Source organism: Paraburkholderia sp. WS6, from assembly GCF_030464835.1.
Classification (GTDB): Bacteria; Pseudomonadota; Gammaproteobacteria; order Burkholderiales; family Burkholderiaceae; genus Paraburkholderia; species Paraburkholderia madseniana.
Genome location: NZ_JALQCK010000028.1, coordinates 87,891 through 114,324, shown reverse-complemented (window position 1 = coordinate 114,324; position 26,434 = coordinate 87,891). Strand labels below are relative to the sequence as shown.

General features: G+C 60.9%; 25 protein-coding genes. 11 read left to right on the top strand and 14 right to left on the bottom strand.

Annotated features, from left to right (window positions below; translation table 11 throughout):
* Positions 1 to 41: 41 nt before the first annotated feature.
* The gene (locus M0D64_RS28785) at positions 42 to 959 is read right to left on the bottom strand and encodes a LysR family transcriptional regulator (RefSeq protein ID WP_266239025.1); all 918 of its coding nucleotides are present in this window, start codon (positions 957 to 959) and stop codon (positions 42 to 44) included.
* A 127-nt stretch (positions 960 to 1,086) separates the two neighbouring features.
* On the opposite strand from M0D64_RS28785, the gene M0D64_RS28780 reads away from it, so the two are divergent.
* Positions 1,087 to 2,793: an MFS transporter gene (locus tag M0D64_RS28780; protein ID WP_266260237.1), complete on the top strand. Its 1,707-nt coding sequence runs from the start codon at positions 1,087 to 1,089 to the stop codon at positions 2,791 to 2,793.
* 78 nt (positions 2,794 to 2,871) lie between these two features.
* Here M0D64_RS28780 and M0D64_RS28775 read toward each other — a convergent pair whose 3' ends face one another.
* Positions 2,872 to 4,161, bottom strand: coding sequence for an MFS transporter (locus M0D64_RS28775; protein WP_266260236.1), 1,290 nt, complete (start codon positions 4,159 to 4,161; stop codon positions 2,872 to 2,874).
* Between the two features lie 54 nt (positions 4,162 to 4,215).
* Positions 4,216 to 4,689 (bottom strand): hypothetical protein, encoded by a 474-nt coding sequence (locus M0D64_RS28770; RefSeq protein WP_266260234.1) that lies wholly within the window; start codon positions 4,687 to 4,689, stop codon positions 4,216 to 4,218.
* Positions 4,690 to 5,188: 499 nt separating this feature from the next.
* Between M0D64_RS28770 and M0D64_RS28765 the strand changes: the two genes are divergently transcribed.
* Positions 5,189 to 6,349 (top strand): iron-containing alcohol dehydrogenase, encoded by a 1,161-nt coding sequence (locus M0D64_RS28765; RefSeq protein ID WP_266260244.1) that lies wholly within the window; start codon positions 5,189 to 5,191, stop codon positions 6,347 to 6,349.
* Positions 6,350 to 6,675: 326 nt separating this feature from the next.
* On the opposite strand, the gene M0D64_RS28760 is transcribed toward M0D64_RS28765, so the two are convergent.
* The gene (locus tag M0D64_RS28760) at positions 6,676 to 6,921 is read right to left on the bottom strand and encodes a hypothetical protein (protein WP_266260233.1); all 246 of its coding nucleotides are present in this window, start codon (positions 6,919 to 6,921) and stop codon (positions 6,676 to 6,678) included.
* Here M0D64_RS28760 and M0D64_RS28755 point away from each other — a divergent pair.
* Both M0D64_RS28755 and M0D64_RS28750 read left to right on the top strand, forming a co-directional pair.
* The gene (locus tag M0D64_RS28755) at positions 6,914 to 8,131 is read left to right on the top strand and encodes a collagen-like triple helix repeat-containing protein (RefSeq protein WP_266260232.1); all 1,218 of its coding nucleotides are present in this window, start codon (positions 6,914 to 6,916) and stop codon (positions 8,129 to 8,131) included. The two genes, M0D64_RS28760 and M0D64_RS28755, sit on opposite strands and share 8 nt — an antisense overlap.
* 77 nt (positions 8,132 to 8,208) lie before the next feature.
* Complete coding sequence (locus M0D64_RS28750) at positions 8,209 to 9,477, top strand: isoprenylcysteine carboxylmethyltransferase family protein (protein ID WP_266260230.1); 1,269 nt, start codon at positions 8,209 to 8,211, stop codon at positions 9,475 to 9,477.
* A gap of 208 nt (positions 9,478 to 9,685) precedes the next feature.
* Here M0D64_RS28750 and M0D64_RS28745 read toward each other — a convergent pair whose 3' ends face one another.
* Positions 9,686 to 10,567, bottom strand: coding sequence for an EAL domain-containing protein (locus M0D64_RS28745; protein WP_266260229.1), 882 nt, complete (start codon positions 10,565 to 10,567; stop codon positions 9,686 to 9,688).
* Between the two features lie 435 nt (positions 10,568 to 11,002).
* On the opposite strand from M0D64_RS28745, the gene M0D64_RS28740 reads away from it, so the two are divergent.
* The gene (locus M0D64_RS28740; RefSeq protein ID WP_154562725.1) at positions 11,003 to 11,281 is read left to right on the top strand and encodes a transposase; all 279 of its coding nucleotides are present in this window, start codon (positions 11,003 to 11,005) and stop codon (positions 11,279 to 11,281) included.
* Between the two features lie 95 nt (positions 11,282 to 11,376).
* Here M0D64_RS28740 and M0D64_RS28735 read toward each other — a convergent pair whose 3' ends face one another.
* The 6 genes from M0D64_RS28735 to M0D64_RS28710 all read right to left on the bottom strand — a co-directional run bounded on the left by M0D64_RS28735 (position 11,377) and on the right by M0D64_RS28710 (position 17,209).
* A complete protein-coding gene (locus M0D64_RS28735; protein WP_266260227.1) occupies positions 11,377 to 11,796 on the bottom strand; it encodes a histidine kinase in 420 nt (139 codons plus the stop codon).
* A gap of 74 nt (positions 11,797 to 11,870) precedes the next feature.
* Complete coding sequence (locus M0D64_RS28730) at positions 11,871 to 12,626, bottom strand: hypothetical protein (RefSeq protein WP_154562813.1); 756 nt, start codon at positions 12,624 to 12,626, stop codon at positions 11,871 to 11,873.
* A 229-nt stretch (positions 12,627 to 12,855) separates the two neighbouring features.
* Complete coding sequence (locus tag M0D64_RS28725; protein WP_154562727.1) at positions 12,856 to 13,554, bottom strand: response regulator; 699 nt, start codon at positions 13,552 to 13,554, stop codon at positions 12,856 to 12,858.
* 25 nt (positions 13,555 to 13,579) lie between these two features.
* On the bottom strand, positions 13,580 to 14,962 hold the full coding sequence (locus M0D64_RS28720; protein ID WP_266260225.1) for a sensor histidine kinase: 1,383 nt from the start codon (positions 14,960 to 14,962) through the stop codon (positions 13,580 to 13,582).
* A 185-nt stretch (positions 14,963 to 15,147) separates the two neighbouring features.
* On the bottom strand, positions 15,148 to 16,542 hold the full coding sequence (locus tag M0D64_RS28715) for a sensor histidine kinase (RefSeq protein WP_154562729.1): 1,395 nt from the start codon (positions 16,540 to 16,542) through the stop codon (positions 15,148 to 15,150).
* A complete protein-coding gene (locus M0D64_RS28710) occupies positions 16,532 to 17,209 on the bottom strand; it encodes a response regulator (protein ID WP_027778124.1) in 678 nt (225 codons plus the stop codon). The genes M0D64_RS28715 and M0D64_RS28710 overlap by 11 nt, the downstream gene beginning before the upstream one ends.
* A 283-nt stretch (positions 17,210 to 17,492) precedes the next feature.
* Here M0D64_RS28710 and M0D64_RS28705 point away from each other — a divergent pair, with 283 nt between their 5' ends.
* The 4 genes from M0D64_RS28705 (at position 17,493) to M0D64_RS28690 (ending at position 20,799) form a co-directional block, all read left to right on the top strand.
* Positions 17,493 to 18,512: an ABC transporter substrate-binding protein gene (locus tag M0D64_RS28705; protein WP_154562731.1), complete on the top strand. Its 1,020-nt coding sequence runs from the start codon at positions 17,493 to 17,495 to the stop codon at positions 18,510 to 18,512.
* A gap of 67 nt (positions 18,513 to 18,579) precedes the next feature.
* On the top strand, positions 18,580 to 19,374 hold the full coding sequence (locus tag M0D64_RS28700) for an ABC transporter ATP-binding protein (RefSeq protein WP_097395642.1): 795 nt from the start codon (positions 18,580 to 18,582) through the stop codon (positions 19,372 to 19,374).
* Positions 19,375 to 19,390: 16 nt separating this feature from the next.
* Positions 19,391 to 20,254: an ABC transporter permease gene (locus tag M0D64_RS28695; RefSeq protein WP_154562733.1), complete on the top strand. Its 864-nt coding sequence runs from the start codon at positions 19,391 to 19,393 to the stop codon at positions 20,252 to 20,254.
* A gap of 227 nt (positions 20,255 to 20,481) precedes the next feature.
* On the top strand, positions 20,482 to 20,799 hold the full coding sequence (locus tag M0D64_RS28690; RefSeq protein WP_154562735.1) for a DUF4148 domain-containing protein: 318 nt from the start codon (positions 20,482 to 20,484) through the stop codon (positions 20,797 to 20,799).
* A 302-nt stretch (positions 20,800 to 21,101) separates the two neighbouring features.
* On the opposite strand, the gene M0D64_RS28685 is transcribed toward M0D64_RS28690, so the two are convergent.
* The 3 genes from M0D64_RS28685 to M0D64_RS28675 all read right to left on the bottom strand — a co-directional run bounded on the left by M0D64_RS28685 (position 21,102) and on the right by M0D64_RS28675 (position 23,857).
* Complete coding sequence (locus M0D64_RS28685) at positions 21,102 to 21,350, bottom strand: hypothetical protein (RefSeq protein ID WP_054035535.1); 249 nt, start codon at positions 21,348 to 21,350, stop codon at positions 21,102 to 21,104.
* A 116-nt stretch (positions 21,351 to 21,466) separates the two neighbouring features.
* Positions 21,467 to 22,618 (bottom strand): acyltransferase, encoded by a 1,152-nt coding sequence (locus tag M0D64_RS28680; RefSeq protein ID WP_266260224.1) that lies wholly within the window; start codon positions 22,616 to 22,618, stop codon positions 21,467 to 21,469.
* 192 nt (positions 22,619 to 22,810) lie between these two features.
* On the bottom strand, positions 22,811 to 23,857 hold the full coding sequence (locus tag M0D64_RS28675; protein ID WP_266260223.1) for a phytoene/squalene synthase family protein: 1,047 nt from the start codon (positions 23,855 to 23,857) through the stop codon (positions 22,811 to 22,813).
* 645 nt (positions 23,858 to 24,502) lie between these two features.
* On the opposite strand from M0D64_RS28675, the gene M0D64_RS28670 reads away from it, so the two are divergent.
* Both M0D64_RS28670 and M0D64_RS28665 read left to right on the top strand, forming a co-directional pair.
* Positions 24,503 to 24,853: a response regulator gene (locus M0D64_RS28670; protein WP_154562744.1), complete on the top strand. Its 351-nt coding sequence runs from the start codon at positions 24,503 to 24,505 to the stop codon at positions 24,851 to 24,853.
* Between the two features lie 123 nt (positions 24,854 to 24,976).
* A complete protein-coding gene (locus M0D64_RS28665) occupies positions 24,977 to 26,410 on the top strand; it encodes an MFS transporter (RefSeq protein WP_154562746.1) in 1,434 nt (477 codons plus the stop codon).
* The last annotated feature ends 24 nt before the right edge of the window (positions 26,411 to 26,434 follow it).

Genomic DNA, 26,434 nt, shown 5'->3' with positions numbered 1-26,434 from the left:
CGGAGGCACGCCCGCAGCGGCAGCGGGAGTGCGCCCCCTCGTCAGTTCGCTGGGGGCGCTCCGAGCATTGCGGGAATCTCGGCAACGAGCGCATCAATCGCGCAGCGCGTCTTCAACGCAAGATACCGGCTCTTCGGCCACACAACGTTGATCTCCTGTGAAGGTCGAAAACAATTCTCCATCACGGTCTGCAACTGACCTGTTGCCTCAAAACGCGCGAGCAGCCAGCTCGGTAGCCACGCCAGTCCGAAGCCCGCAATCGCGGCATCCACGATCCCCTGCATATCGTCAAAGCTAAGCTGCGGCACGACATCCGCGCGGCGGATTTGCCCATCGACATCGAGCACATTCCACGGCTCGATAACCCCGTTGCGTGAATAAGCAATGATCGTGTGCCCGTGGAATTCAGCCACACGGCCCGGCGTGCCGCAGCGCGCCAGATACGCCGGCGCGGCGCCAATACTTGCATACTGAACACCGAGCCGCCGCGCCGCGAGACTCACGCTATCGACCAGTGGACCGATCCGCACGACGAGATCGAAGCCCTCTTCCACGACATCCACAAAGCGGTCCGCGACCGAAATGTCGATCTTCAATTGCGGATGCCTGCGCGCAAGCCCAAGCAGCACCGGCGCTACACAATGATGACCGAAGGCCTGCGGTACGCTTACCCGCAGACGTCCTTTCGGTTCGCGACGCCCCGAGTCCAGATCGGCTTCGGCGGCCTCGAGTTCAGCCAGCGCGCGCACGCAACGGTCGTAATACGCTTGCCCGGCCTCGGTGAGACTCTGGCTGCGCGTCGTGCGATTGAGCAGACGCACGCCGAGACGCTTTTCGAGCCGCACGATGACTTTGCCGACCGCCGAGCGTGTGAGGTCCATGCGTTCGGCAGCCAACGCGAAACTGCCCGTCTCAACCACACGCACGAACGTTGTCACGCCGTCGAGAATGTCGCTCATACCCTCACCTTATTGGTTCCGTGGAGGACGCATTTCCGGGATTTATTCGCGTCAATAGGGACTTATATTCCCTCTATATTACACAGTCCATGGTGGCCAAAGCCATCGACTATCGAGGTGAATTCCTATGTCCAGGTCCAGAAACGCGCCGCCGTCCTACGACGAAGGTTCCCAGACGGTTATCGCAGAAGAACATCCATCAAGCTTGTCGGACACGCGGGCAGCCGACGCCCTTTCGAGCAACGCCGCGCAATCTACGGCTCGCTTCTCCATCCGCAAAAACACTTTGGCGTTGGGCGCCGTGTGCCTGGCTTCACTGATGTTCGGCCTCGAAATCTCCAGCGTGCCGGTGATCCTGCCGACGCTCGAGCGCGTCCTGCATGGCGACTTCAAGGGCATGCAGTGGATCATGAATGCCTACACGCTCGGAGTGACGACGGTGCTGATGGCAACTGGCGCGCTGGCGGACCAATTCGGCCGCAGACGTATTTTCGTCATCGGGATCGCGCTGTTCGGCCTCACCTCGCTGATCTGCGGTTTCGCGCAGAGCGTACCGACGTTGATCGTCGCGCGCCTGCTGCAAGGCGCGAGTGGCGGCGCGATGCTGATCTGCCAGGTCGCCGTGCTCTCGCATCAATTTAGTGAAGGACCTGAGCGCGTCCGGGCCTTCAGCGCATGGGGCATTATTCTCGGCATCGGGCTTGGCTTTGGACCGATCATCGGCGGGATGATCGTTGCGGTATCGGGATGGCAATGGGTCTTCTGGATCCACGCCCTGCTTGCCGCCATCACGTTGACGCTCGTTTTCGGCGGCGTCCAGGAGTCGCGCGATCCGCACGCGCACACGCTCGATGTGGCCGGCATCATCACGCTTTCGCTGGCGGTGTTCGGACTCACGTACTACATCACACAGGGCTCGGATCTTGGTTTCGCGAGTCTTCGCGCGATCCTGATTCTGGTGGCAACGGCCGTCGCCTTCATTGCCTTTCTATGCGCTGAGCGACTCAGTGCGCGCCCGATGTTCGACTTCTCCGTATTCAGGATCCGGAAATTTTCCGGCGCGCTGATGGGCTCCGCGGGGATGAACTTCAGCTTCTGGCCGTTCATGATCTATCTGCCGATCTATTTCCAGATCGGCCTCGGCTACGACAGCGTGAGCGCCGGTCTTGCGCTACTCGCGTACACGCTGCCGACACTGTTATTTCCGCCGCTCGGTGAACGTCTTGCGCTGCGTTATGGATCTGGAATCGCGATACCTGCAGGCCTGTTTACGATCGGTCTTGGCTTCATGTTGATGAAATACGGCAGTAACGTCCCGCATCCCGGCGTGTGGACCATGTTGCCGGGTTGCATCCTCGCCGGCGCCGGCCTCGGCCTCACCAACACGCCTGTCACCAATACGACGACCGGTGCGGTTCCGGCGGAGCGGGCGGGCATGGCATCCGGGATCGATATGAGCGCGCGCATGATTACGCTTGCGATCAACATCGCGTTGATGGGGGCGATCCTGGTTGGCGGCATCCTGGTCAATCTGAGGGCGAGACTTCCTGCGACGCTCGACACCGCCCCGCTCGGACGACTGGCGGAGAAGATTGCCGCAGGAGACGTCGAAGCGGTCAGACGTGGAATCCCTGCACTCGCTACACTGGACCCATCCGGAACCGCCGTTCACGCCGCGCTAATAGACGGCTTTGGCTGGGTGATGCTCTATGGCGGCGCCGGAGTCTGGGTACTTGCCGCGCTGAGTTTTGTGATTTCAGGAAGTGCCTCGAGAAGGCTGAGAAAAATAGAAACGGTCCCGACGCAACAGTCCGTTCGATGCGACTCCTGCTAAATGCCAACGGTCAATTGACGTTCGGCGTCAAAGTGCACCGCTAGCACCTTGATAGGCTCGAGAAGCAGTTCGCAACGCTCAGCGCAACCGCAAGGCGGTTTTGCATTTCCACAAGGCCGCAAGACTCAGTGCACCGAGAAATGCCAGGTACAACGCAGGTGAAAGCTTGTTGCCGGTGAGTTGAATTAGCGAATCAACTATCAACGGCGCGAACCCGCCGAAGACGGTTACACCGATGTTGTAGCTGACTGCCATGCCGGTAGCGCGTGTTTCTTTCGGAAAGGCGTCTGCCATCAACGCGGGCAGCGCGCCAAAATACACGGCTTTCAGCAGACCGATCCACGCCATCATTGCCATTAACGCGCCCAGGTTCGGATGACGGATCAATGCGGCAAACACCGGGTAGATCGACAAGGTGAAGATCACGCCAGAGCCCGCCATCAAGCGAATTCGGCCCACCCGATCGGAGAGGAGACCAATGAACGGTGGTACGAACATCAGAATTGCACCCGTTAACACGGTCGCGGTGAATCCGAAGCTCGCCGGCATATGGAGCTGCTTGACCGCAAAGGTCGGGATATAAAGAATCACGTAGCTCGTGCCGGTCGACACGGCCAACACACCGATCGAGAGCAGCATGCGCAGTTTCTGTTGCGCTAGAACAGTCCTGACAGGCGTACGCGCAACAGGCGATTTGTCCAGGTTACGCTCCTCCGTCATCTGTTTGCGAAGGTACAGCCCGATTGGCCCGATCAGAATTCCAAAGAGAAACGGAACGCGCCAGCCCCATGATTCCGTGGATGCAGTGTCCAGGGTGCTGGTCAGCACCGCGCCGAACGCTGCGGCCAGTAGATAACTGAGTCCCTGACTCGCGAACTGGAAGCTCGCCATAAATCCGCTTCTGTGCGGTGCCTGCTCAACCAGAAACGCGGTCGTACTGCCAAACTCGCCGCCTGCGGAAAAGCCCTGCAGCAGCCGGGCAGCAAGCACGGCGATAGGTGCAGCCATGCCGATTGACGCGTATCCCGGCATGACGGCGATCGTGAGTGTGCCGACCATCATCATCATGATTGATACCAGCATCGACGCTTTCCGGCCGTGCCGGTCGGCGTAGGAGCCAAGTGCCAGAGCACCAATGGGTCGCACAAGATAGGAAATACCGAAAGTGCCAAGTGTGACCAACAGCGATACCGCAGGACTCGATGCCGGAAAGAACGTCTTCGCAATTGTCGTTGCAAAGAATCCATAAATCAGGATATCAAGCCATTCCAGAGCATTTCCGATAGTCGCAGCAAATATGGTTAGATAGAACCTAGTCTTCGTCGGCTGAGAAAGAAGGCTGGTGCTCAAGCTTGCGGGTGTATCCATGACATGCTCCATAAGGGCTTAGCAGTGAACCTGCGGGCCATACACCCGATGTGGTCAATAACCGGTCGCCACGTTGCATAGGACTACTGCTCGGAGAACAGCAAAGACTCGCTCGATCCCGATCCGAATTCCCAACGCCTCGTCCGTATCGATTCGGTAGCGCATGTGCAAGACGGGCTGCCCGTGAACACCGCCGAGCCAATCCAGTTCCTCTGGCACACTGGACCACAACAACAGTTGCACGGCCCGGGATAGCTGGCGCATCGATTTTGTGGCATCCCCCGTCGCCGTAGCTCCGGAGAATGTCTCGTGTTCGCTGGATTCGATCCATGCTCGATGCAGAGATACAGGCTCGGGAATTCGCAGCATCGAGACCTGAGACACGGCGGCGAAACGCTGCGCCAGCGCGTGTGCAACCGAAGTCGGAATGCTCCCGTCGACGACGATGCACAGTTGCGTGAATTCCGATGCCCGCAGTATCCAATACCAATCCGCGCCCGACATATCGTGTGAATCCAGGCTACCCATTGCACCCTCCGGAAAGGCCAACGTCGCTTCAAAACACCTGACAAGCCGGACCCGCGCTCTAATTCAAATTCTAAAGAATTTGATCCGAAATCAAATTGCGAAAAAAATTTCCCATACTTACTTTAAGAAACATCGCCACGATGTTTATGCATGAGAATTTTGCGTAGATGCATATTCACGCAACAAAAAAACGCGAATCAACTGGACCCATGCCACTCACGCATGCCGGCATGCTGCTTCGCACGACTGTCGTCGCATCTTCCTCAACCCAGTGACGTGGCAAGACCCGCGCCGCCGTCGAGCTTGAAGAACAAAGTTCAAAGTTAAGCGGATCTCGACACCTGGAGCCTGGTGCCTGTAGTAAAGCGATCCGAATCTGGTACAACTGACGTCTGCCTGCCCACCCGCGATAGCGAATGGTGGAATCTGGATTCTGAACGTTTGAAGTACCGATCTTGCTGGAGTAATCAATGGCCAGTGCTGACCTGCAGGTGAAATGATGAACGCATTCCGGTTTCAAACCGTGCCGACGATGGTCGTCGAATTTGGCGCAGCGCGTCGTCTCGGCGCTTTGCTGCGCGCGCAATTTCCGTCGCTCACACGCTTGTGCGTGGTGACGGATGGGTTTCTTCACCAGAGTGGGCTGCTGAATCCGGCGCTCGCCGATCTCGCGGCACACGGCTGGAATGCCACAGTGATCGACGACGTGATCGCCGATCCGCCCGAGCACATCGTGCTCGAGGCGACGTCGCGCGCGCGTGAGGCCGGCGCTGAGATCGTGCTGGGACTCGGCGGCGGTTCGTCGATGGACGTGGCGAAGCTGATCGCCGTGCTGGCTCCGCAACAAGAGCAGGCGCTCACCGACATGTACGGCGTGAACAAGATCACCGTGTCGCGTTTGCCGCTCGTGCAGATGCCGACCACGGCAGGCACCGGCTCCGAAGTCACGGCCGTGTCGATCGTGACGGTGGGCGAGGCGAAGAAGATGGGCGTGGTCGCGCCGCAACTGGTCGCCGATCTGGCGATTCTCGACGCGGAACTCACGCTCGGACTGCCGGTTGCCGCGACCGCGGCAACCGGCGTCGACGCGATGGTTCACGCGATCGAGGCGTACACGTCCGCGCATTTGAAAAACCCGGTGTCCGACATGCTGGCGGTGAAGGCGCTCGAACTTCTGTCACGCAATCTGTTGCCCGCATGCGAGAACGGCCAGAATCGCGCGGCACGCGAAGCGATGCTGCTTGGCGCGGCGTTCGCCGGCCAGGCGTTCGCCAATTCACCGGTGGCCGCGGTGCATGCGCTCGCGTATCCGATCGGTGGCATTTATCACGTCCCGCACGGTCTTTCGAATGCGCTTGTGCTGCCGCACGTGTTGCGGTTCAACGCCGAGGCGGCGGCGCATCTGTACGCGGAACTCGCGGACGTGGTCGTGCCGGGTATCACGGGCAGTGCCGAAAGCAGGACGCAGGCGTTGATCGAACGGCTCGAACAGATGATTGCCGCGACCGCGATTCCGGCCCGGTTGCGCGATGTCGGCATCGAACGTAGCGGACTCGAACGGATGGCGAGCGACGCGATGCTGCAAACGCGGCTTCTGGTGAACAACCCCCGGCCTGTTACTGAGGCCGATGCGTTAGCGATCTATACCGCTGCGTTTTAATCGGCGAAAGGCGTAATTGAGGGCGGGAATCGCTGCGGTGTTTGGCGGCGGCTCCGCGCCGTTACGCCCGCCGGACGCGTTACGTAGCATGTACGTGGAACACGGCGCAGCCACTTCAGGCTGAATCGTGTTTTTGATGCGGTAAATTCTTCATATCATAATATCTTCAACCATATATACGCTGAATCACCGAGATGAAGCCATAACTCGCATTTGGCGCGCAACTTGCGGTGTCAACCCCGCCAATAGTCGTTCAACGGGGACATCATGCAAAAATTCACCGGTCGGACAGCCATCGCTGTCGCGACATTTACATTACTCGCGCTCTACGGTTGTGGATCGACCCTTAACACGCCCAGCGGGCTTGGTGGCGGTGGACTAGGCGGCACTTCGGGCAGCTCGGGTTCAAGCTCCGGCTCCAGTTCTGGTTCCAGCTCTGGCACCAGCAGCTCCGGTACCAGCAGTTCCAGCAGTTCCAGCAGTTCTAGCAGCTCCAGCAGCTCGGGCGCCTCCTCGACCCCTCTCGGCACCGTCGTCACCCAAGTCAGTAACGTCATCACTGCCGTGGGCACGGGTATCGCCGACACGGGTTCCACGATCACCGGCACCTCAGTCCCCGGCGTCAACGGCGCAACGACTGCGAATCTCGGCGCCGCCATCACCGATCTCGGCAACGGCGTCAACGTGCTCGGCAACGGCGTGGCCACAGGTCTGGGCACGCTGGGCAGTTCGACCAATCCGCTTGGCCCGACCCTGACCTCCACATCGGGTCTCGTTACCAATGCAGGCGCGGCCGTTACCGCGGTCGGCGGTGTGGTGACGAGTCTCGGAACCGGGCCTCTTGCGCCGCTCGCACCCGTTACGTCGACCTTGGGTACCGTTGTCGGCGGCGTGGGTGACGGCGTCGTCAAAGTTGGCTCGGGATTGAACTCGGCGCTGACCAGCGCGCCGGTTCAACAGGTCGAAACCCAACTGAGCACGGTTATCAACCCGATCACCCTCGCCGTCTCGAATACGACGCAGACCATCGGCAACACCACGGGCCTCGGCGCGCCGCTCAACGGCTTGCTGGGCACCATCGCCAACGGACTCGATTCGGCCGGTCAGCAAGTGTCCGGCGCGACGGGTAATCAGGTGGGTAAAGACGTCGGCGGCGTAGTGAGTCAGCTTGGCAACACGGTCACGAGCGCAGGCGGACTGCTAACGGGCGCGACGACCAACCCGTTGGCGCCGATCGCCGGCCTGCTGGGCCCGCTTGGCGGACTGGGTGGATCGGGTAGCGGCCTTAGCATCCCGCCGCTGACCGGCCTGATCGGCAACCTCGGTTCGCTCGGTGGGACCGGCAGCAGCGGTAATCCGCTCGCGCCGATCACCGGACTCCTCGGCGGCCTGGGTTCGCTCGGCGGCACCTCTGGCGCCGGCAGTCCGCTCGCGCCGGTCACCGGACTTCTCGGCAACCTGGGTTCGCTCGGCGGCACTTCAGGCGCCGGCGGTCCGCTCGCACCGGTCACGGGTCTCGTCACGTCGTTGACCTCGACGCTGGGTGGCGCCGCGGGCCAAAACTCACCGCTCGCGCCCGTCACCGGTCTCGTGACGGCGCTGACTTCGACGCTGAGTGGGGCATCATCCGGTAAGGCCTCGCCGCTCGCGCCGGTCACGGGCCTCGTGACCGGCCTGACCGGCAACGCGGGCAGTGCGGGGAGCGGTTCGACCAGCACGAATCCGCTGGCGCCGGTGACGAACCTCGTCACCGGATTGCTGGGTGGTGTCGCAGGTAAATAAGCGGTAATCAGCACAGCGGTCGGGACTTAAAAAATCAGAAGCCCGGCCGCTATCTATGTCATGACTACGAGGATGACATGAACTCCACTCTGGATAACGTAGCGCACGTGCAGGAGCAGCGGCCGCGTTCGGCGACGCCGTTTTCCGTCGGCCTGCTTGGCATCGCCGTCGGCCTTCTGACGCTCTGGCTGCTACGCGACAGTACCGCGCTGGATGGCGCGCGCCGCAGCACCGCCGCCTGTCTCGCGATCATCGCGACGATCGCCCTATACGAGCTGTTCGTCGCACGCGTGTATCTACGCCCAAGCGCCGGACTGACCGGTCAGGCGGTTCGGCCGCTCAGTGTCGCGCGTGTGAGTTTGCGTCTTGCCGCGCTGGCTTCCGTGTATGTCGGCATCGGTGTGCTCTACTGGCTCTTGCCCGAGTATCACGGCACGTTCTATAACCCCTTCTGGTCTCTGATCCTCACGCTCGCACCGTATCTGATCGTGGCCGCGCCGTTTTACTTTGCGTGGATGGACAGGCGTCAACGCGAAGTCGACGATGCCTATATGTTGTGGGGCCGCCTCGTATTCCTCGGACAGCGCCCAGGCAACTGGAAGCCCGTGCGTGAAATGCTCGCCGGCTGGATGGTGAAAGCGTTCTTCCTGCCGCTGATGATCACCTATCTTTCCACCGATGCGGACCATATCGGCGCATCGCTTGCGACCGCCATGAACTCGCCGTTCTCACTGGCGACGTTCAGGTTCATGTACGACCTGTCCTTCACGATGGATCTGATGTTCGGCACGGTAGGTTATCTGTGCACACTGCGCATCCTCGATACCCACGTGCGCAGCGCGGAGCCGACCACGCTCGGCTGGCTGGTTGCACTTCTCTGTTATCAGCCGTTCTGGTCGCTGATCTCGGCCCAGTACATGCACTACCAGGGCGCGATGTTCTGGGACAACTGGCTGATATCCGTGCCCATTGTCCGAATCATCTGGGGCACCGCGATCATCGCCCTGGTCTTCTGCTACGCGCTTTCCACCATCGCATTCGGATTGCGATTTTCGAACTTGACCAATCGCGGCATCATCACGTCGGGCCCTTATCGCTTCACGAAGCATCCCGCCTACATCACGAAGAACCTCTCGTTCTGGATGGTCTCGGTGCCGTTCATCGAACCCATGGGCTGGCAAGTCGCGCTCACGCACTGCTTCGCGCTGGCGTGCGTCAATCTGCTGTATTTCATGCGCGCCAAAACCGAGGAGCGGCACCTGATGAACGATCCCGACTATCGCGCCTACGCAGAATGGATCGCGCGGAACGGGCTGTTCGCCAGGATCACACGTGCGTTTCAATAAGATGTTTATGCTATGAATGCGGTCGAGTGCGTCTATTGCAGCGCACCATTCTTCAGCGGCGTGACGATGGCGATGAGCTTCTTTGACCACCGGCAAGCAGTCGCCGGTGGAAGCAGACGATAGCGCCAGTTGCCGATTTTCCGCGAGCAGTGGGTGCTCGCCTCAACGACATCGCACGCGGGACGTTACGTAACGTCCTCTGCCGTGGTCACGAGTCGCGGCTTGGCGCCAGCACATTCGCCAGCCCGGCCTTCGGGCGAGAGAACAGGAAGCCTTGCGCTAACGCTTCTGGCCATGACGCGCTCAACCATTGCAACTGTGCTTTGGTCTCCACACCATTCACCACGACCTGCACGTCAAGCGCGTGAAGCAGATCCAGTAACGCCGACATCACCACGCAGGCACGAGGATCGCGTGGAAGCGCTGCCATCAACTCAGGCGCGATCGTGACGGTGTCCACGTCGATTGCGCCGAGCAGTGCGAGCGAAGACGCGCCGTTGCCCCACTTGCCCAGCGAGATGCCGGTTCCCGCAGACCGAAGGTCGGCCGTCAAGGTACGCAAAGACAGCAGACGTGCTGCGTCTGCGCTATCGGGCACTTCGATTTCAAGCAGGTTGCCCGGCACGCCATACGATCGCGCGATGCGCGTGAGGTCGTCGGCAAACGATTCGAGCACGGCTACTTGCGCCGGCACCGTGATCGCGACCGGCAGCAGCGCCATCTTCGACGAGAGGCAGTCGCGCAGTTCACGGCACACGCCGTCGACGACGAACAAGGCCATCTCCAGCGCGACCTGCGGGTGTTCGAGCGGCATCATGAAAATGCCGGGAAGCAGCAGCCCGTAGTCGGGATGCGTCCATCGAACCTGCGCTTCGAGGCGCGCCAGCGCGCCGCCTGCCGCGCGATACGCCCCCTGAAACACGAGATGAAACTCACCCGAGCGCAGACCTTGGCGGACGCGGCTTTCGAGTTCGCTCAGCGCCATGGAATCGTCGCGCGAGTCGTTCCAATCGGTTTGTTCAACGCAAGCGGTACGTGTGCCGAACGTGGTTGCGAGCGATATAGGCTTTTCATAGTCGAGCGATAGCATGGCGTAGGCGCAATTTATTAACCTAGCTAAAGCACGCACATGTCGTGCCAAGTGGCACGTTCACTGCGCGACCTATCAGCGACCATGGCCGGCAAGCCCTACTGATCAATGGTTTACGACCATCCGGTCAAACCTGTCGAGGCGCAATTTCAATCGCCAAACGTTTGTATGAACGCCGATGTTACGTAGCGTTTCGCATCAACGTTACGGGACCATCGCACAGGGCGTTGAACGCGGCGATTACCACAAGTCCATCGTTTCAAACGGGGAAACCGTGTCATGCATAGTGAATAAGATCGCTAAACAACAAGCGATGAATGAGGGCATCGCAGTGCAACAATAAAATTTGACCGAGAAAAAAAGATTTACTAGTATCGGCAGCAAACGCAGCATGCAACGACTGCGCATTCCCCACACAGTCATTCAAGGCGGCAGATGCTTCAGATCCCCCTCACCGACGCCGATTGGGCGCGTGTTCAGAGTCTTTTTCCCGAGGTTTCGTCCGGTCGCGGGCGACCCCGTCGCAGCGATCGCGAGATCCTCAACGCGATACTCTGGGTGCAGCAGACGAAAGAAAAGTGGCACAGGCTGCCGGCGACTTTTCCGCCGCAACAGACTTGTTATCTTCGGTACATGGCCTGGAAAAAAACGGGCGTTCTTGACCAGGTGAATGAGCTCCTGCCCTTGTGCGACCAGGAGCTTTCCACCTGCTGAATCAGCGGTAAAAATTGGTTTGCATACCGTACCGATTCAAAGGCGAACAGATGTTTCACGGATGACCTCTGTCATCGCTCGCGCCTTTCGGCGCGTCAGGCCTTGCCGTTCATTCTGTCCATCACCGCCAGCAGATCAGCGAGCGTCTGCTTGCATTCCGCTGCGTTCGGCGTGCCGGCGCGTAACGCGCTCAGCGCGCGGTCGATCGCTTTGTCGACGGTGTGCCAGTCGGCTGCGGCGCGAGGCTTCAGCGAAGGCTCGGCGTCGTCCCACGCGAGTTCCAGATCCTTGATGCGCACCTTACCGCCCGCGAGATTGCCCTGGCCGACGAGTACCGCGGTGTCGGCGGCGATCTTGCGGAACGGCGAGAGGTCGCCGAGCTTCGACGCCTTGACAGGCTCGGCTGCCTCGGCCGACGGAAAGCCGATCCCACCCGCCTCGCGATGCCCGAAGCTGATGGCGGAGAGGGCAATGAAAGAAGCGATGACGGCTTTGTTGAGCGTGCGTTGGTTCATGATTGTTCTCTTCCGTTTGATTCAACATACGATTGAAAAAGGGCTACATCTGCGACTTGTCGAGCGACACGCGCTCAAGGTTCACGTGCGGCGATAGTGCGTGTGGACCGCTGTTCGACTGCACTCGCGAAGATGACCAGCAGGACGATGGCACTCAGAAAGAGCACGCTCGTATTGATCGTGCCGAGACCGATACCACCGTATGTGCGGGACTGCGAAAGCAGATCGCCGAACGAGGCGCCCAACGGCCGCGTCAGAATGTAGGCAAGCCAGAAAGTCAGCACCGGATTCCCGCCGACGTAGTAGATGGCGCACACCAATGCGATTAGCGCGCTGAATGCCACCACACCGATCATGAAGCCGAGCCCCAGCGCTTCTGTCGCGAGATCGCCGGCCGCGGTGCCCAACGCGAAGGTGAACAACACTGCGGCCCAGTAGAAAAGCTCCCGCCGCGTCGTGTAGATGGTGTGAATCGACAGTGTCCGCTCACTGCGATACCAGAGCGCGAACACCACGGCCAGCGCCAGGGCAAACGCGATCGTGCTGGCATAGAGACTGATGCCGAGCTTGTCGGTCAGTGCATCGGTAATCTGCGTGCCGACCACACTGACCAGCACCACGGTCAGCCAGTAAATCCACGGCACGTACTTGCGCATGCGAAGCTGCACGGCCAATGCGGCAATCAGCAACGCGAGCATCATCCCGCCGGTGAGCGCGGTGCCGAGCCCCACGTGCACGGCCAGATAGTCCGCGCCGGTCTCGCCGACGGTGGTCGCCATGATCTTGATTGCCCAGAAGACAAGTGTTGCCTCGGGCACTTTGTTGCGCATCTCCGCAACGCGATAAGTCGAGGTCTCTAGCAAGCGGGTTCTCCCATCAATAGGCATTTAATTCGACGTTGCGAGCAGGCGCGCTTGCGCTCGCTCGATGCGGCGAATAATGCAATGGGGAACCTTATGAAAGCCTTATGGAAGGTGCCAATGAAACGGCGCGAATCGCGGGTGGTCGAGAGGCGTCTTGAACGACCCTCAAGAAATCCTTAAGGATTGCTCTGATGCGCTAAAGCGACTCGGCAAACGCTTCGCACGACACTTCTTCGCGCAGGATGTAGCCAAGCCCGCGCAAGGTCATGATCTTCGCGCTGGAGCTCGCCAGATGCTTGCGCAAGCGGTGAATGTAAATGTCGATGGCATCGGCGCTGGGTTCGTCGTCGAGCGTGAAGACCTTGTCCATCAGGGTGGACTTCGAGACGGTCTTGCCCTGCTTCAGCATCAGCGTTTCGAGGATGGCGTGTTCGCGCCGCCGTAACGGCAAGGGCTCGTTTTGCAATACGAATTCACGGGAATCGAACAGATAGCGCAGATCGCCGCAGTCGATCGACTGGCCCTTATCGCCCGCCGCCTGACGGCGGATCAGCGCCTTGATGCGCGCCACCAGCTCGCGCGCGTCGAAAGGTTTGACGACGTAGTCGTCCGCGCCGGCCGAAAAGCAGGCTACTTTGTCGTCAGTCGAACCGTTGGCGGTGAGCATCAGCACCGGCACGTTGTCGCGTTTGCGGCGCAGACGCGCCAGCACGTCCTTGCCGCCAATGCCCGGCAAGCGCAGATCGAGCAGCACCGCGTCGTAGCACTGCACGCCGAGCAGCGTCTCCGCCCGCTCGCCGTCCTGCGCCCAGTCAACCACGAAATTCTCGACCTGCATCAGGTTCATCACCCAGCGCGCGAGGTCAGCGTCGTCTTCAACGAGCAGCAGTTTCATCGGTTTCCCCTGATTTGGCGACGCATCAAACCGCCGCCGACCATAGTCGCATCTCGACGGTGGCGACGAGGCCAACACCGCCCTCTCCCGGCTCGAGCGTAACCGTGCCGCCTTGCCGGCGGGCGATCTCGCGCACGATCGGCAAGCCGAGGCCGGTTCCGTCAGCATGGTTCGACGCGCGATAGAAACGCTCGAACACACGCACCCTCGCTTCGGCTTTGATACCCGGCCCATTGTCGATCACCCGCACGATCGCCCTGTCATTACCGCGCTGCGTATGCACGGTGACGCGGCCACCGGGTTGCGTATAGCGCAGCGCGTTGTCGACGAGATTGGTCACCAGCGCCGCGGTCAGCGCCTCGTCGCCGGTCACGTATAGGCCGTCTTCCAACTCAGCGCCCAGATCGATTTCACGCGACTGCGCGAAAGCGATCAACTCCTCGAGCACACCCGCGATCAACGCGCTCAGATCGACCCGTTCGCGCGTATTGGAGGGCGCGGCGGACTCGGCCTGAGCGAGTAGCAACAGCTTGTTGGTCAACGTGGTCAGCTTGCGGCTGCTTTTATGCATGCCGGCCAGTGCTTCGCTGAGCGGCACGTCCCGATTCTCACGTTGCCGCGCGAACTGGATCTGCGCCACCAGCAGCGCGAGCGGCGTACGCAACTGATGCGCCGCGTCGGAGATGAATTGCCGCTGCGTCGCGGCCTGCTGGCCCATGCGCGCGATGCACTGGTTGATCGCTTCGACGATAGGCGTCAATTCGACATGCAAGCGCGCCACGCGTATCGGTTCAAGTTGCGACGCGTTACGATCGGCGACGTCGTCTTTCACCTTCATCAACGGCCGCAATTCGAAAGTCAGCCCGAGATAGACGAACACCATCGCGAGCACCAGCGTGAGCACCTCGCCGAACAGTTGCGGCCGCAACAGGCGCCACACCATGGCGTCGCGCGAACCTTCCGTTTTTGCAACCGTTACGACGACTTCTTCGGTGCGGCCCGAGTCGTATAGCTGCCGCACGTAGGTAGCGGCGCGCACGGCACGGCCGTCCTCGAGATGGGTGGAGTACAGCATGGGGACGTCGCTCACGCCGCGCGGCACCGGTAACTCGGGACTGCCGGCCAGCAGGCGGTGGCCGCTCGCTTCGACGCGATAGAACACGCTGTCCTGTTCCGGCGACTCGAACAGCTCGAGCGCGGCCGGCGGAATCTGGACCGACACGTGGCCGTTATCCCAATCGATGTCCTCGCCAATGATGCGTATCGACGATAGCAACGCGTTATCCTGAACCAGGTCGGCCGTGGTCTGCGCGTTGCGATACGAAATCATGCCGGAAATGGAAACGAACGCCGCCAGTGGCAGCAAAAGCCACCACAACAAGCGTCCGCGCAAACTGCCTGAAAACACGATTCGTCGTTCCTTTCTGCTGACTGTCTCCGCTATATCCCACGTGCGCGGTGGGCGTTCGATGAATCGCCTGCCCAAAATTCTAGCGGTACAAATCCTTCTGTAAGCTTTCGAACACGCGTTTCCTGTGCCGATTGCGGGTTTGTCCCGACTACCTGTAACGCCGTCGATTTAAAGGGCTTGATTCAAACGGGCGAAGGTCCTTCCATCGGCGCGCGCGGAAACGAGACGGTCACGTGCACGCCTTTGCCGCCTTCGCCCGGCTTGAGCACGATCTCCCCGTGATGCGCATCCGCGATTTCGCGCACGATGGCGAGACCCAACCCGGTTCCTTCAGTATCTGTCGACGCCCGGAAGAACGGCTCGAACACGCGACTGCGCGACTCGGCGGGAATGCCTGGACCGTCGTCCAGCACCGCCACGGTGATCGTATCGGCTTCTGCGCTGACCGCCACCGTGACGTGGCCGCCACTGCCGGTATAGCGGATCGCGTTCTCCGCGAGGTTGGCGATCAACGCCTGCAGCAGGCCGCGATGCCCTGCCACCGGCGCGGAGCCGTTCAGTTCCGCACCCAGATCGATATCCCGGGCCTGCGCGAGCAACGCCAGATCCTCCACCACTTCCATCGCCAGGGGCACCAGATCGACCGTTTCCACCGCCAGTTGCTTGTTGTCGGCGGCCTCGGCCTGCGCGAGCAACAGCAGCTTGTTAGTGAGTCCGACCATCGAACGATTACTGCGGTGCATCGCGGCGAGCGCCTCGTCGAGCGCGGGATTCAGGCCGTCCTGCTGGCGCGCGAACTGCAACTGCGTGCCGAGCAGCGTGAGCGGCGTGCGCAACTGGTGCGCGGCGTCGGCGATAAAACGCCGCTGCGCGGCCACCTGTACACCAAGCCGCGCGATACATTGATTGATCGCTTCGACGATCGGCCGCAACTCCGTATGCAGGCGCTCGACGCGAATCGGTTCGAGTTGCATGGGATCGCGGTCGGCAACCTCTTCCTTCACTTTCATCAGCGGCCGCAATTCGAAAGTGAGGCCGATGCAGGCCAGCGCGACCGCCAGCACGATCATCTCGATCTGCCGCACAAGTTGCGGTTGCCACAATTGCTGCGCCATCGCATCGCGCGAGCGCACCGTCTTGCCCACTGTCACCCGTACGCGGCGTGTCGCGCCGTTGTCGTACATCAGGCGCACGAGGCCGACCGCGCGCACGGGCTGGCCATGGAGTTCAGTGTCGTAGTGATCGTCCGTGTCGGGCGAGGGCGCCGCGCGCTGCGGAAAATCCGGCGTACCCGCCAGCAGCCGGCCATCGTCGACCCGCACGCTGTAAAACACCTGATCGCGATACGGCGACACGAACACTTCAAGCGCGGCGGGTGGCACATCCACGCGCAGAAAACCATCCACCCATTCCACTTCACCGGCGATCATCCGCGCCGATGAGATAAGTTGGTTGTCCTGCACCAGGTCCGCCGTGCGCCGCGCGTTGTCGTATTCCGCTTTGCCGGTGACGAACACGTATAGCGCAAGTGGCACCAGCAGCCACCACAGCAGGCGCATGCGCAGGCTATTGGTCATCTTCTTTCTTGCGCAGCAGGTAACCCAGCCCACGCAGCGTGACGATCGCCGCCGAACTGCCGTCGAGCTTCTTGCGCAGCCGCGAAATGTAGATTTCGACTGCATCCTCGCTCGGCTCGTCCGCGAGCGTGAAGATCGCGTCGACCAGCGCGGGCTTGGTGACCGTCTTGCCCAAACGCAGGATCAGCGTTTCGAGCACCGAGCGCTCGCGCGGCGTCACGTTCAGCGGCGCGCCCTTCAGCGTGAACTGGCGCGTGTCGATGTCGAACGCGAGATCGCCACACACCACCTCGCTCGCCTTCGAGGGCGACTGGCGGCGGATCGCCACCTTGATGCGCGCGATCAGCTCGCGTACTTCGAAAGGCTTGACCAGGTAATCGTCCGCGCCGGCGCCAAGCAGTTCCACTTTTTCGTCGATCGAACCGCTCGCCGTCAGGATCAGCACGGGCGTGGCGTCACCGCGCTGGCGCAAACGGCGCAGCACGTTCTTGCCCGACAGCTTCGGCAGATTCAGGTCGAGCAGGATCACGTCGTAGTGATTGGTGCGCAGCAAACGGTCGGCGGCGTCGCCGTCCTGCACCGCGTCGAGCGCGAACGCCTCCTGCTCCAGCATCTTCGCGAGCCAGTGCGCCAGCGTGGGGTTGTCTTCGATGAGCAGCAGCTTCATGGGGAGAACGGCGAAATAGGCAACTCAATGCGCAGCAAAAGTCAGGACGCCGATTGTGCCGTAAAACAAGGGCTTTGCGCGCGGCTTGCGTGGTTTGTGGCCCACGTTATGGGGTTTGCCAGGGGGTGGCCGCGCGATTGCGGTGGATTCTCGGGTTAACACCCATGATTTGCCCACAGCTCCGAAAGCTACCAGAAGGTTTCAGATTTCTATAATCGCCCTCATTCATCCAGAAAGCGCCGCATCCGCACCGGGCGGCGACTAAACCTCAGGAGACTGCTTCATGCGTAACTTGCGCCAGATTGCCGCCGTGTCAGGTGTTGCGTTTACCCTTGCCGCCGCTTCGGCCGCGGCTCATGCGGAGAAGCTGACGATCATGGTCGGCGGCGCCACCAAGATCATCTATCTGCCGGCCAAGCTCACGGAGCAGCTCGGCTACTTCAAGGACGAAGGCCTCGACGTCGAAATCCTTTCGCAACCGGCCGGCGTGGACGCGGAAAACGAACTGCTCGCGGGCGCGGTGCAAGGCGTGGTGGGCTTCTACGATCACACCATCGACTTGCAGAGCAAGGGCAAGGAAGTCCAGGCGCTGGTGATTTTCGGCCAGGTGCCGGGTGAAGTGGAAATGGTCTCCACCAAGGCGTCCGAAACGCTCAAGAGCATGGCGGACGTGAAGGGCAAGACGCTGGGCGTGACCGGCCTCGGCTCGTCGACCAGCTTCCTCACGCAATACCTCGCGCAACGCGCGGGCGTGCCGTCCACGCAATACACGCTGCTGCCAGTTGGCGCGGACAACAGCTTTATCGCCGCCATCAAGCAGAACCGCATCGACGCGGGCATGACCACCGAGCCGACCGTCTCGCAGTTGCTGAAGACCGGCGACGCCAAGGTGCTGGTCGATATGCGCACGCTGGAAGGCACCCGCGCCGCGCTCGGCGGCACGTACCCGGCTTCGAGCTTCTACGTGCAGCGCGCATGGGCCGAGTCGCACAAGGACGACGCCACGAAGCTCTCACACGCATTCGCGAAGACGCTGAACTTCATCGCGACGCATAGCGCGGAAGAGATCGCCGCGAAGATGCCGAAGGACTACTACGGCAACAACAAGGACCTGTACGTCGGCGCGCTGAAGGCGTCGCTGCCGATGTTCACGAAGGACGGCAAGATGCCCGCCGACGGCCCGGACACTGTCCTGAAGGTGCTGTCGGCGTTCAATCCTTCGGTGAAGGGTAAGCATATCGACCTCGCCAAGACCTACAGCAACGACTACGTGTCGGCAGCGGTCAAGACGGCGGCGAAATAACGCTCTCGAAGCAACGCCCGCGAAGCAACCCCCTTTCAACATCAAGAGAACTGCGAGGCACCAGCCGATGAATCAACCTATGTCACGCGATACGCCCGCCATCGAGATGCGCAACGTATCGTGCCGTTTCATCTCCCCGGATGGCAAAGCGACGATCGCGTTGCGCGACTTCAGCATGTCGGTGGCACGCGGCGAGTTCGTCGCGGTTGTCGGCCCGACGGGTTGCGGCAAATCGACCACGCTCAGCATGATCACCGGCTTGCTGAAGCCGACCACCGGCGAAGTGCGCGTAATGGGCGCGCCGGTGGACGGCATCGATCCGCGCATCGGCTTCGTGTTTCAGGCCGACGCCGTGTTTCCATGGCGCTCGGTCATCGACAACGTGGCGGCCGGTCCGCTGTATCGTGGCCGCTCGAAATCCGCCGCGTACGACGAGGCCAACGAATGGCTGCGCCGCGTGGGCCTCGACAAGTTCGGCAAGCACTATCCGCATCAACTGTCCGGCGGCATGAGAAAGCGCGTGGCGCTGGCGCAAACCTTCATCAACAAGCCGGAAATCCTGCTGATGGACGAGCCCTTCTCGGCGCTCGACATGCAGACGCGCACGCTGATGCAGGACGAACTGCTGCAACTGTGGGGTGGCGCCGGCTCGGTGGTGTTCGTCACACACGATCTGGAAGAAGCGATTGCGCTTGCCGACCGTGTGTTCGTGCTGACGGCACGCCCGGCCACGCTGAAGAAAGTGTACGAAATCGATCTGCCGCGTCCGCGCGTCACATCGGAAGTTCGCTACGACCCGCGTTTCATCGAAATCTCGCGCGACATCTGGCATGACCTGCGCGAAGAAGTGCAGATCGGTTAATCAAGGAACGGCAAATATGTCTACTACCCCTCAACAAACGATGCCTTCGGGCATCGATCCCGTGACGCTCGCCCAGGTCGAGCGCGTCGCGCAAAAACGTATCCGGCAACGCCATGCGCTGGTGATCTCGCTGCGCATTATCGTGCTGGTGGTTGTGCTCGGCGGGTGGGAACTATCCGCGCGCCTGAAGTGGATCGATCCGTTCTTCTTCTCGATGCCGACCGCGATTTTCAATCAGATCATCGACTGGTTCGTGAACGGCACATCGCAAGGCCCGCTGCTCACCCAGGTTTGGGTCACGCTGGAAGAAACCGGTCTTGGCTTCATCATCGGTTCAGTGGCGGGCGTGTTCTGCGGCATCGTGCTCGGCCGCAACAAGTTGCTCTCCGATGTGTTCAGCCTCTACATCAAGATCGCCAATTCGATTCCGCGCGTGGTGCTCGGCTCGATCTTCGTGATTTCGCTCGGTCTTGGGATGGCTTCGAAGGTGGCGCTGGCAGTGGTGATGGTGTTCTTCGTCGTGTTCGCCAATGCGTTCCAGGGCGTGCGTGAAGCGGACCGCTACATGATCGCGAATGCGCAGATTCTCGGTGCGTCGCGCCGTCAGGTGACGACTTCGGTGGTGATTCCGTCGGCGTTGAGCTGGATTCTTGCCAGCTTGCACGTGAGCTTCGGCTTTGCGCTAGTCGGTGCGGTGGTGGGCGAGTTCCTCGGCTCGAAGCAAGGTATCGGTCTGCTGATCTCCACCGCGCAAGGCGCGTTCAATGCAAGCGGTGTGTTTGCTGCAATGATCGTGTTGGCCGTGGTCGCGCTGGCTGCCGACTATCTGTTGACGACGGTCGAACAGCGGCTGTTGAAGTGGCGGCCCGCTGCGGTTTGAGTTGACCGTCAGGTCGTAAAGGGAGAAAGGGCGCCGTCGGCGCCCTTTTTTTCACGTTGCGCACAAGGGCCCATCAAGCAAAGCACTCTTCTTTTGTCTCAAATCCCGCAACAAACTTTACCTGATTCGATGATTACTCCGGTCAGATCGCAAAACTACAATGCAATCACTGACTGCGAACAACACTGCTCGTAGCAAGATAAAGACCGAACTGGAGGTAGTTCATCATGAAATCGCTCATTCAAGCTGTTGTTATCGCCGCTGTGCTGGCCGCTCCTGTTGCCTCGTTTGCGCAGTCCAACCAGCCCGTGACCCGCGCCGAGGTCCGCGCGCAACTGATTCAACTCGAAAAGGCCGGCTACCAGCCGGGCCGCTCCGACCCGTACTATCCGGCTGACATCCAGGCTGCGCAAGCCCGTGTCGCCCAGCAAAACGGCACTGCCCAAGCCGCAGAAAGCAGTTACGGCGGTGCGGTGAATGGCTCGTCGCAGTCGGGCCACCCGGTTCAGGCGAACGGTCCGAAGTCGGTTTACTTCGGCAACTAAGCTGGCAACCAGGCTGACATCTCAGCTCGCAACCAGACCGGTGAACAAGCTTCCCGGCGGAACGAACCGCTGAGGCCACGCCGTTTGCCCTGATCGGCCGCCCAAGCGAGCAACACAGCCGCACGCTCTGATTCAAACGAACTGGCCCGCGACCGAGTATCCCCGATCGCGGGCCAGTTCTGTATTCGATACCTCCGTCATCGGGCTCCCGATGACTTCGCCTGGACCTTCACGGTCTGGGCGCTTTTTGTTTATGTCGTGCTACATCTGGTCTGAGCCTCAGCGGTACCAGGCTGCCTGCGTTATTCCCGGGCGATCAGATCGCCTACCTGGCCACGCCCCGTGACGAGACAGCTCGACAGGAAATTTTCACCCTGGCTGCTGGCCCCGGCGTCACCGAAGCCTTTCTTCAACGCATTCGACTTGACCAGTTCCGCGCCCTGGTGGCACGTAATTGTCCCCATCTCTCCGGCTTGCGCGCGCATCAGCGCCCTATCCGCCATCAAATAACCAAGCAACAACACCACTGCAATATTGAACGCTTGTCTCATGAATCGTCTCCTCTTTTGAAGAGACTAACGCGAACCATCGATGCAGGATGCTAGGGGTTTCCCGATTGGCGGCTATTCAATGATGCCGAATAAATCAACCGGTCATGCCACCTTATTCAGCTATGCGGCGTGGCTGGATCGGGCTTGGCTCGTCGAAGGCGGAACTGCCGGATGCCACGTTGCACGCGTTTCGTATTCTGCTCGAACAGCAGGTACACCGCGAACGCGTACACATAGCAGACAACCAGCATGGTCACGAACACCAGCGCGCCCCGGCCGTCGAACTGGATGCGTTGCCCGACCACGACCGCCGCGACAAACAGAATGAACGAGAAGTGCGTCAGATACAGCGAATAGGAAAATCCGGAAAAGAGAACCGCGATACGCGACAGCGGCGCGGGACGCAGTCGGACGTTTTCCCAAAGTATGCAACGCAGAAACACGAAACACGGCACACCGACAATCCAGTCGTTACTCAACAAGAACATGCGTGTCAGCATCAGCGCCACAAGAAGAACTGTCCCGCTGGCGAGCGTGAACCATGGCAAACCCGTCCGTGCGCTGCGCGACGGAAAGCGCTTTTCAAGCAACACGAGTACGACGCCAAGCATCCACAATCCGAACCCGTTCAGGAGCGACGGAAACGCGACCATCGTACCCAGCGCGAGCACACCCGCGACGATTGCGCTCAATCCGCGGCGCCGGCGCAGCAGTACATAACAGGCGGGAAACCACATGTAGTACCAGAACTCGTTGGCGAGGCTCCATAGCGGTCCGTTCGAGCCGTACGTGCCGCACGCGAGCGTCTGCAGGAAGGCGAGATTGCATAGCAGCGTCGCCTGGCCAAGATGCGAGGCGACGTTGATCTGCTGATCGAACGTGCCCTCGGTCCCAAGATAAAAAGGCCCACCGGCAAGCGCGATGCCCATGCGGTCCCAGAACAGCGTCAGCAGCAAGGCCGGGATCAGCACGATCCAGAGCCGCGACATGCGTTCGGTGAGATAGCGCTGCCAGCTCCATGTTCCCGTCTCGACCTGCCGCAACACCGAGCCGCCAACGAAATAGCCGCTCAGCAGGAAGAAAACGATCACCGCGGTGTGGCCGTAGTTACTGATGAAGTAGAACGCCTTGCCCGCGAGTCCGATACCGGCATTCGCGCGGTAGTCGACGAACATCAGATTGCGCAAATGGCTGATGCACACCGCGCCTGCCGCCAGCGCACGGATCAGATCCAACGTGTCGCAATGCTGTTTTCCGGTGGGCGCCATGGGAGTCTGGAATCGGACAAAGAGGTTTGTCCGCCAAACTACGGCCCACGGCGCTTTTATTCAGTACGCTTGCCCACACTGCACACGCACGGCACATGCGCCGCACGCCAACACGCTATCCGTTGGGGCACTGCTGGTGCAATCAGGTTCGCACGCAACGCAGCAAAATGATTCGTATAGCGAAGCAGATACTCAAAGCCGAGCTTCAATCTGCTTGATCCGCGTTTCAACCGACTTGCGCACCAGCCCATTCGAAGGCACCAGGAGTAGCGACGAGGCGATGATCTGATACACCTGATTGCGCCGCACCTTGGAGACTTTCGCCGGGTCGAGCCAGGCATCGTTATCCACCAGCAACAGCAGCGTGTCCAGGCCGATCAGAATCGGCCACAAGCAGGCGAGGCGCAAACGCACTGAAAACGCGGGAATCGCCAGCGTGTAGTCCAACGCCTCGCGAAAATGATCGAGCGACTTGCGCACGAGTTCCACCATCAGAGGCCGGGCGCGAACAGAATTTGCCGGCTGCAGGAGATCCTGCGCGCTCAGCGCATGTTGATCGAGCATCGTCTGCGGGAGATAACAGCGGCCGATCCGCAAATCCTTGCCGCAATCGCGCAGCACGTTGGTCATCTGCAGCGCTTTGCCGAAACGCACGCCCCGGCGCGCCATCGTCTCGGGCCGCTCTTTCAGCGTGCCGGGCATGTGCGCGTAGGTCATGGTGGTCCAGAATTCGCCGACGCAGCCCGCCACCAGGTAGGTATAGCGGTCGAGTTCGTCGTACTCGCGCAGCGCGGCGATCTGGCCGGAACGTTCGTCGGGGAACGTGCGAAGGTCGAATTCCATGCCCTCGGTCAGCGTCGACACAATCTCGCGTACGGCCTTGCGGTCGGACTCGCTCAGTTGCAGCAGCACCTCGAGTGCGGGTCCTAGCGATTCCAGCAGAATCTTTTCATCGGACTGGACCTGTTGACCCGCCACTTCAGTGGCCATGCGCTGGAACAGCGCGCCGTCGTTCGGGGCGCCGTTGACCTGGTCGCGCAGCGACAGCAGCATTGCAAGACGTTGCTCGGGCGAGATCAGCGAGGTGTCCGCAATCGTATCGGCCGCGCGCGCGAGCAGGTACGCGAGTCCGATCGGATCGCGCATCCCGACGGGCAGCACGCGCAGGGTGAGGTAGAAGGAGCGTGAAACGCCTTTCAGGAGCGGACCGAGAAGAAAGGCCCGGGTCGGATTCGGCATGAGTGGGATCAGGGCAGTATTGGGCAAAAATCAGGCGCTGCCGAATTGTATACGGCGAAGCGGCTTTGCCGTGCGACGAGGGACCTGGAGTCAGCGAACGACGCGTGCCTTACTCCGAGATCGAGCAAAGGGGCGGCGTCCATCAGCCGGATACCGGCGATCGTGGTTGCGCCGCCGATCGCGCTGCGATTGAGCGTTGCCAATAAAGCCGCAAATTTGAAAAAAACGCCGCCACGCTTGCGCTGCACCACCTTGCAAGCAATCCCTCCCGGTCCCTTGCACACGCCACGCGCCGGCCTCCCGCATGCAGTTCACCAAGCGGGAGACGGCCCAAGGCAGGATCCCCCTCGTCGAATGCCAACACGCGCAGCGCCGCCCACCAGCGGGAACGCGAATTGCGACGCGGTTAGGTTGAGCGATGCGCATCCGCTTGATTTCATTTGCAAGCTGTCGCTTCTCCGTACTTTGAACGACATATCGACAATGACTATCCACGAATCTCAGACATCCTCCCGCTCCAACATGGAAACAGGTGTCCCCGGTTTCGATGAGATTCTGGGCGGAGGTCTGGTCAGCGGCGCCAGTGTGGTTTCAGCACAAGGCCTGTCGGCCACGCTGACGCCGCGGCGAAAAACGTAGCCGCCCATGAAAACCATTCTGGTCGTGGACGACGAATTCGACATCCTTGCGGTCTGGCGACTGTTGCTGGAACGGCATGGCTATACCGTACTGACGGCGTCCAACGGGGCGGCCGCGCTTGAACAGATCAGCCTTGCCCGGCCCGACATCATCGTGTCGGACTGCATGATGCCGGTCATGTCGGGGCTGCAACTGTGCGCCGCACTGTACAACGCCCCCAACCTGCGCGCGATTCCGATCATCCTGTGCAGCGCCGCCGCGGATATCCCCGTGCAACCGAATTCCACCATCGCCTACGCGCGCAAGCCGCTTTCATTCGACGCCCTTCTCGCGATGTTGCAGCGAATGGGGGGGTGACGGCTAGGTAAAACCCCGAATTCCTGGCAGACGCCACACGGACTAATCTCGGCACACTCATTAAATAGAACGTCGTTCTTCTAGACAGAACGACACAACAAAAGACACTCCAAGGAGGATTCCATGGCAAGCCTGCCGATCGACGCACCCGGCGCGTCGCCCGATTCAAGCGCCAGTGCGCAGGGACTCACGACCGGCATCAACGCGCGCATCGACCGTCTGCCGGCGACGCGCACGGTATGGATGCTGGTGTTCCTGCTGTCGATCGGCGGCTGGTTCGAGTTCTACGATCTGTTTTTTACGGCCTATGTCGGCCCGGGCCTCGTCAAAAGCGGGCTCTACGCGACTACCACTGCGTCGTTCTTCGGCGTGTCCGGGCTGGGCGCCTTCGTGGCGGCGTCGTTCGCGGGGCTCTTCATCGGCACGTTCTTTTTCGCGGGCATGGCGGACCGCTATGGCCGCAGAACCGTGTTTACTGTTTCCCTGCTGTGGTATTCCGCGGCCACACTGGTCATGGCGCTGCAAACCACCGCGCCCGCCATCAACCTGTGGCGCCTGATCGCAGGCATCGGCGTGGGCGTCGAACTGGTGACGATCGACACGTACGTCAGCGAACTCGTGCCGAAACATCTGCGTGGCCGCGCGTTCGCCTTCGTTCATCTGGTGCAGTACACCGCTGTGCCGTCCGTCGCTCTGCTTGCATGGTGGCTGGTGCCGCAAGCGCCGTACGGCGTCGACGGCTGGCGCTGGGTCGTGATCATCGGCGCGCTCGGCGCGGTCGTGGTGTGGTCCATTCGCCGGCGCGTGCCGGAAAGCCCGCGTTGGCTCGCGCAGCAAGGCCGCGCCGCCGAAGCGGAACAGGTCCTGCAGGCAATCGAAGCGAAAGTCGCGAAACAATACGGGAAGCCATTGCCCGCCCCTGTCCCGACAGTCGAGCCGGCCACCACCAAGGCGGCCTTCCGCGAAATCTGGCAGCCGCCGTATCGCAAACGCGCGATCACGATGCTCGTGTTCAACCTGTTCCAGGCGATCGGCTTCTACGGTTTCGCGTCATGGGTGCCGACCCTGCTGGTTTCGAAAGGCATAACGATCACGCACAGCCTGATGTACTCGTTTGTTATTGCGGCCTCGAATCCGTTCGGACCGCTGATCGGCATGGCGATCGCGGACCGCATCGAACGTAAGACCTTGATCGTGTTGTCGGCACTCGGTATCGCCGTGTTCGGCAGCCTGTTCGCGATGCAAACCTCGCCTGCCATGCTGATGATGCTCGGTGTGCTGATCACCCTTAGCGGCACGCTGCTCTCGGTCGGCTATCACGCGTACCAGACCGAACTGTTCCCCACGCGTTTGCGGGCGCGCGCCGTCGGCTTCGTCTACTCGATGTCGCGGTTATCCGCGATGTTTTCCGGCTTCATGATCGCCTTCGCGCTGCGCCACTTCCAGGTGCCGGGCGTATTCGCGTTGATCACTGTATCGATGGTAATGGTAATGGGCGCGATCGGCATCTTCGGGCCACGCACCAACAATCGCAACCTCGACGAAATTTCGCATTGAACGCATTGAACAAGAGGCTTCAAA